Source organism: Candidatus Hydrogenedentota bacterium (assembly GCA_018005585.1).
GTDB lineage: Bacteria > Hydrogenedentota > Hydrogenedentia > Hydrogenedentales > JAGMZX01 > JAGMZX01.
The window spans coordinates 44,157-56,224 of sequence record JAGMZX010000013.1; the positions used below are offsets into that span (position 1 = coordinate 44,157).

The following is a 12,068-nucleotide window of genomic DNA, read 5'->3' on the forward strand; positions in this document are numbered from 1 at the left end:
TCCATTCTGCGGTGGTCTTGTCGGGCAGGGCCTGCCGCAATTGCCAATGCCCCTGCCCGTCAAGAGATATTAGCACGACGCGTGGCGGGGCTGGCCAGTCCGTACGCCAGCCCGACGCACTGAACAGCAGTACAATCGCGTTCTCCGAGTCTTCTGGAAGCGAACGGATCAGGGCGCCGGCTACGTCAGAACCGCCGGGACTCTCGCCGCAGGTTGTCACTGCGGGGCTGAGCGCGGATGCCCCATACGATGCCGCCACCAACGAGAGCAGGCCTCGCTTCCACGGCCTCCGGGCGCGGAAGCGAACCTCAATCCGTTCCGCCAGATGCTGCTTTGCGTCTCTGTGCGCGCTCAGGCCGAAGCGCCATTCGAGTGTTTTCCGGACCCGGCGCGGTTTCAGCCCGGCCCATGCGCCGGCATGCTTCAACGCTTCCATGACGTGGCGGTGAAAGAGGGTTTCAAAAACGCCCGGTGTCGCCGCGCCTTCCAGTGCATTGGCCACGGCGGGACCGGGGCGCGGGGACGCAAACGGTGGCCGGGGCGCCCATGACAGCAGGCTGGGCGGTTTTGGCGGCGGTTGCGCCGCGGGTGTCGCATCCGGCCCATGGACTGCACACGCGCGGCGGCCGGTTGACCAGCATTTGTAGCAGATACGCGCGCCGCAGACACAGCAGACCCCTTCGAACAGGGATGCGCTCAGGATGCAGGCGTGGCAGGCCGCGCAAACGAGTTCCCGCTGTTGGGCATCCGAATGGTGGGGGTTTCGGGGAGCCTCCGGACCGGTCTCTGGTGCTGTCACGTTCCGTTCCTCCTGACTGGCGTCGTTCCCGTTCTTGCGGAGAGGGCGACCATGTCACCTGAGCCCTGCGCGAATGCGCGCGAGGCGTCCGGTTGTGACGCTTTGGTCCCAATTCACCGCGTACCAAGGGGCAACATCATGAGGATGAGCATGAATCGTGCCATGAAACGCCATTTTGCGCATGTATGGATAGAGGATTGCAAGAAATCCGCCGGTGTCACGGCGGTGCGGGACTCCTGCTGCCGGGAGTGAGTTCGGTTTTCCCCGGAGGTTCCGCTATGATGTTCCGGAGGGACAGGTTCGGGAGGTCGAGGCCATGTGGGTGATGACGCGTTTCGGATTCTTCAGCGTGGTACAGAAAACGGGGGAGAGCGGCCTGACGATCCGGGCGCGTGTCCGGGAGGACTTGGAGCGGCTGAGAGATGAAGGCTGGCTTCCGCGCCTGGGAGAAATCCACGCGGACGCCGGAACGGACTACCAGTTTCGCGCGCACGCTTCGCGCGCGGACTTCGCCGAAGCACTCCGGCAGATTGCGCTCGGCATCGACTACGACAACTTCAAGAACACCGTGCACGATGAGCAGGGGTCGGCGCGCGCCCGGGTGTACGGCAAGGTGTGGGACCTGCTCTGGGAACTCACGAAGGGGGAGTGACCGCGGAAACGCGGCCCGGGCGCGGAGGCGGCGGTTCGTTCCTCTATCCCTTTATGGCGCCTGCCGTGATGCCCTGAATGAAATGGCGCTGGAAGAAGAGGAACGCGAGCACGAGGGGCAGCGTCGCGAGCAGACTCGCGGCCATGATCAGTTCGTAGGGCGTGCGCAGTTCGCCGTTGAGCAGGTAGATGACGAGGGGCAGCGTGTACATGTCTTCGGTGCGCAGCACGATGAACGCCCACATGAGGTTGTTCCAGACGCCGATCAGGGTCAGTACGCCCAGGGCCGCGAGTGCGGGCTTGATTACGGGCACGACAATGCGCCAGTAGAGGCCGAATTCGGTGCACCCGTCGATGCGCGCGGCATCGAGCAGGTCGTCGTGGATGTTTGACGCGATGTACTGGCGCATCCAGAAAATGCCGAACGCGCTCGCCGCGCCGGGCAGGATCATGGCCCAGTAATGGTTGACGGCGTGCAGCTTGCACAGCACGACGAACACGGGGATGAGCGTTACCGCGCCGGGGATCATCATCGTGGCGAGCACGAACGCGAATAGCGCGTTGCGGCCGGGCGCTTTCGGAAACTTCGCGAACGCGTAACCGGCGAGCGAGCACAGGAACAGGGCAAGCGCGCAGTGGCCGCCCGCGATGACAACGGAATTGAAGAGCGCGCGAAACAGGTTCGTTTCCTGAAACACACGCGCAAGATTGTCAAGCCGCCATGGACTGGGCACAAAGACCGGCGGCAGCGTGAAAATCTGTTCCTTCGCCTTGAACGCGGAAATGAACAGCCAATAGAACGGAAATGCAAAGAAGATCGCGGCAACGATGAGGAGAGCGTGGACACAGGCGCGGGAAAGCCGTGCGCGTGAAACCGGGAAGAGCCGCCCTTGCCGCATCACAGGTCCTCCCTGCGGAAGAGCAGAATGACGAGCGACGCGATGAACACGAAGAACGCCACGGTATAGGCCATGCTTGAGGCATAGCCGAATTTAAAGTCCGTGAAGGACGTGTTGAAGAGATACAGCCCGAAATTGGTCGAGGAGGTGCCCGGACCGCCAAGCGTGAGCACAAAGACCTCGTCGAACATGTACACCGTGCCGATGAGCGACGTGATCGCGCAGAAAATGAAGACGGGGCGCATGAGCGGCAGCGTGATGTGCCGCATCCGCCGCCACGGGCCCGCGCCCTCGACGCGCGCCGCCTCATAGTATTCGGGGGAAATGCCTTGCAGCCCCGCGAGCATCAGCACCATGTTGTAGCCGGTCCAGCGCCACACGAGCAGCACGGCAATGGCCGGTTTTGACCATTCCTCGCTCACGAGCCACGGCACTGGTTCGAACCCGAACGACGTCAAGACGAAGTTGATCAGGCCTGTCTCCTGGCCGTAGAGCAGGCCGAACACGATCGACACCACCACCATTGGCGTGACGACTGGCAGGAAGAACACGGCGCGGAACATGCCGCGCAGGCGCAGCCAGCCTTCATTCAGCGCGGTTGCGAGCAGAAACGCGCCCGCGAACATGGGCGGGATGTACAGCAGTCCGATCACGAAGGTGTTCCACAACGACGTGAAAAAGAGTTCGTCCTGCAACATCACCTCGAAGTTTGTCCAGCCGGTCCACGTCATCTCCGTGAGCCCGTCCCACCGGGTGAAACTCAGATAGAGCGAGAAAAGGATCGGATACAGGCCGAAAACCGCGAAGAGCAGAAAGAACGGCGAAATAAAGAGATAAAAATGACGATGCTGTTTCACAGACCGCCAGCGGGAGTGTTTAAATGCGTTGCTCATGGCGCTTCCACTCCGGGCGCTATCTCGCGGCCCAGCCGCGTCGCCAGCCGATGTTCGAGCGTGCGCAGGAACGGGTCCGCGTCATTCATGTCGCCGTCCACCCACGTGCTGAGTGCCTGGGAGACGTAGCGCATTGCCTCGAACCAGTCCTTGGTGCGGTTCAAGGGCGGTATGCGCTCGATATCCTGGGCGAAGAGCCGCCGCACGTTCTGGCCGCCGAAATACGGGTCCGGCTCGTCAAAGAAGGGGTCTTCATGCGCAGGCAGAAACGCCGGGAAGAGATCGAAATTGCGGTATTGCCCGATCTGCGCCTCGCGCGTGCACAGCGCGTACTCGATGTACGCCCACGCGGCCTGTTTCTGAGCGCATTGGTCCGGAATCACGAGGACGGACCCGCCCTGATTGCTGGTGCGCAGACCGCCCGGCGTGAAGGCGGGCAGCCGGAACACGCCCCAGTCGCCACTCATTTCGGGCGCATAATCCTTGATCGTGCCGCCCCACCACGCGGCGGAGGGGAACGTGGCCACGATGGGCGAACGGATCGACGCATAGTGCGCGTGGCTGTACGGCGGCACGTTTGCGGTAATGCCCGTCTGGATGAATTTGCGGAGCAGGCCCAGTACTTGCAGCGCCTGCGGCGAACGGATCGCGACGCGGCCCTGGGCGTCGAACACCTGCCCGCCCAATTGCTGCAGGAGCATTTCGAACGTGAATTCCATGCCGCCGGTGGGCAGGACCATCATTTTCGTCGTGCCGCCGGACGCTTCGAGCAGGCGCTTCCCCGCCGCGACAAAGTCGTCCCACGTGAAGATGGAATCCGGGTCGATTGCGTACTGGGCGAGTAGGCTGCGCTTGTAGAAGACAGCGCAGGGCCCCATGTCCCACGGGATAGCGTAGATGTGGCCCTCGAACACGCAGTTTTCCCAGAACGAAGCCGGAAAAGCGGCCGCGTAACATTGCGCGACGGGCGTGAGGTCGGTGAGCCGCCGTGTGACGGCGTAGCGCTGCGCTTCGGCCAGCTGGAGTTGTGAAATGTCGGGCGCGCCAACGCCAGCCGAGAGGGAGAGCAAGAAACGGGACTGCAGATTGGCGCCGGTCATGTTGACGTTGACCGCGACATGCGGAAACCGGGCGTTGAAGGCGGGCACAAGCTTGTTCAGACTCGCGGCGGCGATGTTCCAGCCCCATACCTGCAGGCCGCCGTGCAGGGCCGCGGCGTCCACGGATTCCGTCGGCGACAACGTCGCGTCTGCGCCGGCACTCAGCGGACACGCTGCCAGGAGCAGCAGCGGGAACAGCAGCGATGCGTTCCGCCCTGCCATGCCGGGCCATCGTGTATGGTTCGTCACGTTCGCACGCCCTTCTTGTCTCCACGCGCAGCCCATACGTGTATAGGAACACCGCCATGCGAATCAATGCGGGGGTCGTGGTCTCTGCGTATGTTCGGATTTGGACGCTTGATGGTCTACAATAAGCGCCTGCACGGTTTGTTGATTGTTCCATAGCCGGGACGGCTGAAAATACAGGCCTGCGCGCCACGAGGCGGCCGGGCACAGGGAGAGAGGTCATGGAGTGTTCTCGCAGGGCATTTCTTGCGGCATCGGCGGGCGTATTGGCGGCAGGGGGCATGACGGCGCGCGCGCAGGAAACGGCGCCAAAGTTGCGCGTGTGTGTCATCGGGGATACGAAGATGGGCGGCTATGGCCATGGTCTTCACCTGGCTTGGGCCCATCGAGACGACATCGAGATCGTGGGGCTTGCGGACCCGGACGAGGCGGGCCGCCTCGAACACGCCGCGGCGGCGAATGCGCAGCGCGCGTATGCCGATTACCGGGAAATGCTCGGCAAGGAGAAGCCGGACGTGGTGACGATTGCGCCGCGGTGCACGGTGCGGCACGCGGAGTACCTGCTGGCCGCGGCGGAGTGCGGGGCGCACGGGTTCATGGAAAAGCCGATGGCGGTTGACCTGGCAGAAGCGGACGCGATGGTGCAGGCCATCGAGGCCAAGGGACTGAAGTGGGCGATGGCGTTCAATTGGCACACCGTGCCTTTGATCGAGCACGCGCGACGGCTGGTGGTGGAGGAGCGGCTCATCGGCGACTTGCTCGAAATGCGCGCGCGCGGGAAAGAGGATCACCGGTCGGGCGCGGAAGACCTGATTGTCTTGGGGGTTCATGTGTTCGACCTGATGCGGTTTTTCGCGGGGGACCCGCAGTGGTGCATGGCGGATATCGAGGTGGAGCATCGTCCCGCCACGCTGACGGACGTGAAAGAGGCTACCGAGCCGCTGGGACCAATCATGGGCGACACGGTACACGCGATGTACGGGTTCGCGAACGGGGTCCGGGGTTACTTCGCGAGTGCGCGCAACACGGAAGGAGGGGGAGGGCGCTGGGGCGTGGACCTCTACGGCACCCAAGGCGTTGTCGTGATCCGTTGCGAGCCGCGGCGCGGCGCGCAGGCGCGCCTGTTTCGGGACCCGTCGTGGTCTCCGAGCATCGGGGAAGTGGCCAAGGATACCCTGCCGGACGCACCGGCCCCCATGCCGGAGCAGACGCCGCGCTATGGCGCGATCGTGGACGACCTGGTCGCTGCCATCCGCGAGGACCGTCTGCCGAAAGTGAGCCTGCAGGACGGGCGCGCGGCGCACGAAATGGTCCAGGGCGTCTTTGCGGCGCATTTGCGCGGCTGCCGCGCCGGTCTGCCCCTGGCGGAACGGAAGCACCCGCTGCGGTCGTAATGGGGCAGGGAGGCAGACCGGGGGTGTCCACACCTCGGCTGTTCGCGCGTCTATGGGGAGCAGCGCGGAGGTAAATGGACATGTTCATGCTGTGGCAGGATTTCGATGCGCGGGTGGTGCGCCGGGTGCTGGCGGGCAGACGTGATGATTTCGGTATTCTGGTCGAGCGGTATCTGCCTGCGGCGCAGGCCGTTGCGCGAGGCAACCTGATCAATCCGGCGGACACGGAAGACGTCGCCCAGGAATCCTTCGTAGCCGCGTTTCAGAAACTGGACACCCTGCGCGCGCCGCAACGGTTTGGACCATGGTTTATCACCATCGTGCGGAACACGGCGCGCACCTGGAGCCGCCGTCAGAGCCGCGAAACCAGCCTTGAAGCCATAAACGGCCTCGAACCGGCCGTTGACCCCCCCGCGGCGGAAAAAGAAGAGATGCGCCGGACCCTGGAGCAGACTCTGTCCACGCTGGAAGCGGAACCGCGGGAAATCCTCATGCTTCATTATTTTGCGGGGAAATCCTTGCGTGAAATCGCCGCAATGACCGGAATATCGCGGGAAGCGGCGGCGAAACGGCTCCAACGCGCGCGGGCAGCATTGGGCGAGGAACTCTTGAAGGCCGTGCCCGAGGCGCGGCCATCGCGGGAATCAAACCGCGTGCGCGCGCGGGCGATTCTTGCCGCCGTTGCGGCTGCGCCCGTTGCGTGGCACGCCGCGCCCGCCTACGCGGCAACGGCTTTCGGAGCCGGCGCGTTGCTCAAGTTGTTCGTGACGGCAGCAGTACTCGCCGGGACCGCTGGCGCTCTGTATGTGGCGGGTCCACAGGTATTCCCGCCGCGTGCGGAGACGGTTCCCGCCGAATCAGGGGCAGCCTCGGCGCACACCACGGTTGACCAAACGGCGGCCGCCGAAGAAGCCGCGGAGACGGTCTCCGAAACGCCGCAGACCGCGGCGACCGAAACGTCCGGCTCTTTTCCTCCCACCGGCACGGAAACAATCAGTTCCATGTTGGTGGACCTGCAGGACCGGCCCATTCCCAACGCGGATGTCTATCTCGAACTGGTGAATTGGGCGGCCACGGAGACTCCGCCCGAACCCACGGCGCGTTGGAGTACTCAGGCGGATGCCGACGGGAAATTCAGGTTCGAGAATCTGCCCCCCGGGCCGTATTGCATCACCGCGTTTACCCCAGGCATGGGCGGCGCGAATGACGCGAATATCGTGAAAGAGCACGGCTACATTCCGCGGAACGTGAAGATGTACCCGATCATGCCGTGTTCCGGCGTTATCCGCGACGAAACCGGCGCGCCCATTGCCGGCGCCGTGCTGTATCCCGTCAAGCACGTGCTCTTTCCCGACGAGGAATTCGACCACTGGACTATTGCGAGCACGCGTGCGGTGAGTGACGCGGATGGTAAGTTTGCGTTCAAGGGACTCATACCCGGGGGCTGGATTCTGTACGTCGTGGCGCCGGGACGCCCGCCCGCGTACACGGAGCCCGTCCAGGTGCCTGCGACAAACGCCGAAGTCGTGCTCGGCGGGCCGGGTTCGCTCGCGGGGCGCGTGGTCGATTCGCGCGACGGCGAGCCCATGCCGTACGTGAAGCTGGCCCTGGTGCAGGGCGATACGCTGTACGTGGCTGCCGATGCCACGGGCGCGCCCGTCATCTCCGAACGTGTCCGGCATGCGGTGCAGTCCGGCGAGGACGGCACATTCCGCGCCGAGGGGTTGATGCCCGGCGAGTACCGCGTTCGCGTGGAAGACCCGATGCTCTGCCTTGCCGACCCCAGGCAGGCCACGCGCGTCGAAACCGGCAAGGAGACGCAGGGATTCGACATCCGTGTCTCGACGGGCGGCCTGATCGCCGGGCGCATCACGGACAAGGTCTCCGGCGCGGGAATAGCGGGCGTCGACGTGAACGCCTATTCTTCGGAGACGGGAACGGGCAAGAGCGGGCAGACGGACGGCTCGGGCCAGTATCAGATTACGGGTCTGCCGCCGGGCCAGTACCGGGTCGACGTCTATTCGCGCGTACCGGGTTATCTGCCATCCAACATGTCGGAGCGCATGGTGCAGGCCGCGATCGATCAGCCGCAGGAAGGCGTAGATTTCACGCTGGAGCCCGGCGTCACCGTGTCCGGCACCGTCGTGGACGGGGATGGGAATCTGGTCGAAGGCGCTGAGGTCAGCGGGAACACCGGCTTTCAGACTGGCGACTACTCCTACGACCGGGTGGAGACGGATGCGGCGGGTGCGTTTGCGCTGACCCGCTTGCGCGGGGGAACCGAACTGCGCCTGGACGCGGTCAAGGGGGACTGGAGGGCGAAGCCATATGAAGGGCCCTTGGGTAACGGCGGACTCGCGGATATTACCATGCGCCTGGATGTCCTCGCGGGCAGCGCCATTGAAGGCAGGGTGCTGGATTCCGGCGGCAAGCCGCTGGGGAAGGCATACGTCCAGGCGCGACAGGCCGGGGAAGACCAGCCAGCCGCAGGGGTGGAGGCGGAGATGAGCGGCCTATTCAAATTGGAAGGGCTGCAGGCGGGCCGATATATCCTGACGGCGTCCCCGACTGATTACGGCATGTACCACACGGGACTGGTAGTCGATGATGGCTCCACGTCGCCGGAAACGACCGTTGACGTGGCCGAGCGCAAGACCGTGAAGGACGTGGTGGTCCGCTGCGAGATCGAGGCCAATCTGACGATCACGGGCAAGGTGCTGTCCCCGAGCGGCAGACCGATGCTTTACGCGGCGTTGACGGTCGAGGGGTTGCCACGGTATTCGACCGCCAAACTGGACGGCAGCTTTGAGATTGACGGACTGGGAAAGGGCGCGTACACCGTTTACGCGGCCGCGCCCGGTTACTCGCCCGCGGTTGCGCGGAATGTCCCGGCAGGCACGCGCGACCTGACGCTGCGCCTCGAAAACCTCGCGATACTACGTGGGCGTGTAATTGACGCGACGGCGAACGCCCCGCTGGACGCGTTTACCGTCGAGTACACGTCGACATCGCAGTTGATGGAGGTGGCTTCGCCGGGCCTGAACGGCACGCAGACGTTCACGGACGCCAAGGGCGAATTCCGCATCGAGGGCATGTCAACGCTGCCGACGGTCCTGCGCGTTCGCGCCAACGGCTATGCGATGTGGGAGACACAACTTGAGGGACTCGCCGGCGGCCAGGAAAACGAAATCCTCGCGGAACTCGAGCGTGGCGCGACCATTCGGGGTTTTGTGCACGACGCCGCGGGCCAGCCCCTGGGACAGGTCCAGATTCAGATGTCTACGACACAGCCGGGCTATCCCGTGGCAGAGGCGGCGGCCGTTACCACCGCCGACGGCGCTTTCGAACTGCGAGACGTTACGCCCGGCGAGGAACTGCGGCTTGTGGCGTCGCGTGAGGGCTTCGCGCCGTCTGTTGTCACCGTAACGCCCGAAGCGGGCGGCGTTACGCCCGCGGACGTACTTCTGGAGGAAGGCGGCTCGCTGCGCATTCGCGCGTTTCAAAACGGCCGGAAGGCGCAGGAATTCTCCGTGCACGTCTATGATGAAACAGGCGCCGGATACGGCAATCGAGGCGACATTGCGCGAGAGAACGGCGAATACTTGTACACCAGTCTTCCTGCCGGCGAGTTGACCGTCACGGTGTCGTTGGAGCAGGGCGATACCTACCTGAACCGTGGCGAAACCGTTTCCATCGTGTCCGGACAGGAAACGCTGCTCGACGTAGAGTTCAGCGGGAGCGGTGTGATCGAGGGTACGGTCATGATTGGCGGCGCCGCCCCGGAACAGGGAATTGTGATTCTCGAAGGCGAGACGAGCGCCTCTGTCCACCTCGGCGGCAGCAGCGAGTTCTCCTTCACCGGCCTGCCTGCGGGCGAGTACCGAGTCAGGCTTTTCACGCAAGACCCTCTTGTGGCTGGGGCGCGTCTGGAAGAAACGATCGTGCTGGGTGAAGGCGACCGCCAGCGCGTGGATTGGAACTTCGATGGCGGTGGCGCAATTCAAGGCGCCGTCGCGGGCATGGAACCGGACTGCTCCTGCTCGGTCATGGTGGTGCGAGGAGAAGTGGACGCGCCGGCCTTCATACAGCAGCTCGGGAACGAAGAGGCGATGCTGTCCGTTGTCCGCATGACTCAGACGGATGCGGATGGCCGTTTCGGGGTGGGGTATCTTGAACCGGGCGCCTACACGCTGATCGCCGTCAGTAACCGCCCGGGCATGACGGCAGAAACGACTCGGCTGGCAGGCCAAGTGGTCTTGGTCGGAGCGCACGGCACGGCGGAGGTGGCGCTGACGCTGCGCGAGCAGTAGGGCTCGCCCGGTCTTGTTGCTGAGGCTGAAGGTGCGCGGACTCTCCGGAGGCGGGATTAAATCCGCTCGGAGACTGGTTTTTTATATGAGTACCGCGCGGGGGAGCGCGGGCAACCTTCTGGGTAAGGTGTCGCAGGGCAGTCAAGACCGCAACTGGAGATTGGGAAAGATGACAAAGACACTTTTTCTTGCGTGTGGCCTTCTGGCGTATCTGGCATTTTTCGGGACCATTCTTTACATGATCGGTTTTCTGGGCGGGTTCATGGCGCCGAAAGACATCGACGACGGGGCAACCGTATCTGCGTCAGAAGCGGTGGCCGTGAATGTGCTGCTGATCTTGGCTTTCGCGGTGCAGCACACGATTATGGCGCGTACGGGGTTCAAGCGCTGGTGGACGCAATACGTGCCGAAGCCGCTCGAACGCAGCACGTTTGTGCTGATTGCCAGCGTCATTCTGGCCGTGACGTTCTGGCAGTGGCGGCCGATGCCGGACCCGTTGTGGTCCGTTGAATCGGGTACTGGCCGCGGGATTATCTACGCGCTGTTTGCGCTGGGGTGGGTGCTCGTCTTCTACTCGTCTTTTCTGATCAACCATTTCGACCTTTTTGGTCTGAGGCAAGTCTATCTTCACGCAAAGGGAGAGCCATACAAGCCGGTACCGATGAAGGTGGTGTCCTTGTACCGGATGGTGCGCAACCCCCTGATGCTGGGGTTCCTGATTGCGGTTTGGGCCGCGCCGGTCATGAGCTACGGCCATCTGTTGTTCGCGGTGTGCATGACCGCGTACATCGTAATAGGCATTCAGTTCGAGGAACGCACCTTGTCGCGCGAACTGGGCGCAGTGTATGAGGCCTACCGCCGCCGGACGCCCATGCTGATTCCGCGGCCCGGCAGGATTGGCTCCGGGTCCCTTCCGGATGCGGGTCCGGACACGGCGACCGAAAAGGAATGACGCGGCATTCCGATTCGCCCGCGTTGCTTGGAGGCTCGGGCGAGACTACTACCGCCTTGTGAGGCTGCCGCCGGTCATCGGGCGATGCCGATGACCGGCGGGCATAGCAGCGTAATCACACGTCTTTTTGCATCCGCCGCGATGCCGCTATATGATGCGGGCCGGGGCAGGACAATGTCTCGGTCGGGGCATCGAGGGCAGCGTAATGGGCAAGGAGTTGTGGAAGAAGCTCCGTCTCTGGTTTGCGCTGTTCCTGGTTGCATTCGCATGTGGCTGTGGCCCGAACGATGCCCCGTATCAGGCGGAACAACGCCTGCACAACCTGGCGGTGCTCAAGCAGGTCAAGGCGGGCGGGTCTGACTGGGCCTCTTGGGCGTTCCTCTGGTTTGAACTGCCCGGTCTGATTTCGCTGGCCGACACGGAATTCTCCCACGCGGCCTTTCTGGACCATTTCGAGCGTATCATCATCGACCCGGCGCGCCTGCGGCTCAACAGTGAGAGCGAGGTGCGGGTCTACTTCGTCGGTGAGGGGTCCGGCATCCCCAATGCGCTGGGACTCAACCTCGAAGGCATCGGGACGCGCGAGGGGCGTCCCCAAATCCTGTTCCCGCTCGTGAATACGCCGGTGCCCTTGGATGAAGCGGCGCGCCGCGCACGTTCCAGAGCCTATTACCGCTCCGATGTTTTCGGCTCCCCGTCGGCCGATGCGCCTATCCTGCCGGGCGATTTCATAGATTTGGGCCGCCTGCCCGAGGACACGATGCTGAATTTCTTCCTTGCGACGCCGGAACACATTTTTGCGCCTATTCCAGAAGCGAACCCGG

The 12,068-nt window shown here is 63.8% G+C and carries 9 protein-coding genes; 5 read left to right on the forward strand and 4 right to left on the reverse strand.

Annotated features, from left to right (window positions below):
• The coding region (locus KA184_03975; protein MBP8128714.1) for a hypothetical protein at positions 1–799 on the reverse strand (799 nt) is incomplete at its 3' end.
• A gap of 316 nt (positions 800–1,115) precedes the next feature.
• Here KA184_03975 and KA184_03980 point away from each other — a divergent pair.
• Positions 1,116–1,451 (forward strand): hypothetical protein, encoded by a 336-nt coding sequence (locus tag KA184_03980; GenBank protein ID MBP8128715.1) that lies wholly within the window; start codon positions 1,116–1,118, stop codon positions 1,449–1,451.
• A 43-nt stretch (positions 1,452–1,494) separates the two neighbouring features.
• Here KA184_03980 and KA184_03985 read toward each other — a convergent pair whose 3' ends face one another.
• Genes KA184_03985 through KA184_03995 form a run of 3 tightly spaced genes read right to left on the reverse strand, consistent with a single transcriptional unit; the run spans position 1,495 to position 4,564 of the window.
• The gene (locus KA184_03985) at positions 1,495–2,352 is read right to left on the reverse strand and encodes a carbohydrate ABC transporter permease (GenBank protein MBP8128716.1); all 858 of its coding nucleotides are present in this window, start codon (positions 2,350–2,352) and stop codon (positions 1,495–1,497) included.
• The gene (locus tag KA184_03990; GenBank protein MBP8128717.1) at positions 2,349–3,242 is read right to left on the reverse strand and encodes a sugar ABC transporter permease; all 894 of its coding nucleotides are present in this window, start codon (positions 3,240–3,242) and stop codon (positions 2,349–2,351) included. Before KA184_03990 ends, KA184_03985 begins: the two co-directional genes overlap by 4 nt.
• Complete coding sequence (locus KA184_03995) at positions 3,239–4,564, reverse strand: extracellular solute-binding protein (protein MBP8128718.1); 1,326 nt, start codon at positions 4,562–4,564, stop codon at positions 3,239–3,241. Before KA184_03995 ends, KA184_03990 begins: the two co-directional genes overlap by 4 nt.
• 245 nt (positions 4,565–4,809) lie before the next feature.
• On the opposite strand from KA184_03995, the gene KA184_04000 reads away from it, so the two are divergent.
• From KA184_04000 to KA184_04015, 4 genes are all read left to right on the forward strand, one after another.
• Entirely contained in the window at positions 4,810–5,982 is a 1,173-nt protein-coding gene (locus KA184_04000; GenBank protein MBP8128719.1) for a Gfo/Idh/MocA family oxidoreductase, read from the forward strand.
• Between the two features lie 80 nt (positions 5,983–6,062).
• Positions 6,063–10,292, forward strand: a complete 4,230-nt coding sequence (locus tag KA184_04005; GenBank protein MBP8128720.1) for a sigma-70 family RNA polymerase sigma factor — start codon at positions 6,063–6,065, stop codon at positions 10,290–10,292.
• Positions 10,293–10,461: 169 nt separating this feature from the next.
• Positions 10,462–11,244, forward strand: a complete 783-nt coding sequence (locus KA184_04010; protein ID MBP8128721.1) for an isoprenylcysteine carboxylmethyltransferase family protein — start codon at positions 10,462–10,464, stop codon at positions 11,242–11,244.
• 205 nt (positions 11,245–11,449) lie between these two features.
• On the forward strand, positions 11,450–12,068 hold a 619-nt coding region (locus tag KA184_04015; protein ID MBP8128722.1), incomplete at its 3' end, for a hypothetical protein.

What these genes read in the sequence shown, in the direction of transcription:
- KA184_03980 (MBP8128715.1), top strand. Translation starts at nt 1,116, where the DNA reads ATGTGGGTGATGACGCGTTTCGGATTCTTCAGCGTGGTACAGAAAACG.
- KA184_03990 (MBP8128717.1), bottom strand. Translation starts at nt 3,242, where the DNA reads ATGAGCAACGCATTTAAACACTCCCGCTGGCGGTCTGTGAAACAGCAT.
- KA184_03995 (MBP8128718.1), bottom strand. Translation starts at nt 4,564, where the DNA reads ATGGCAGGGCGGAACGCATCGCTGCTGTTCCCGCTGCTGCTCCTGGCA.
- KA184_04000 (MBP8128719.1), top strand. Translation starts at nt 4,810, where the DNA reads ATGGAGTGTTCTCGCAGGGCATTTCTTGCGGCATCGGCGGGCGTATTG.
- KA184_04005 (MBP8128720.1), top strand. Translation starts at nt 6,063, where the DNA reads ATGTTCATGCTGTGGCAGGATTTCGATGCGCGGGTGGTGCGCCGGGTG.
- KA184_04010 (MBP8128721.1), top strand. Translation starts at nt 10,462, where the DNA reads ATGACAAAGACACTTTTTCTTGCGTGTGGCCTTCTGGCGTATCTGGCA.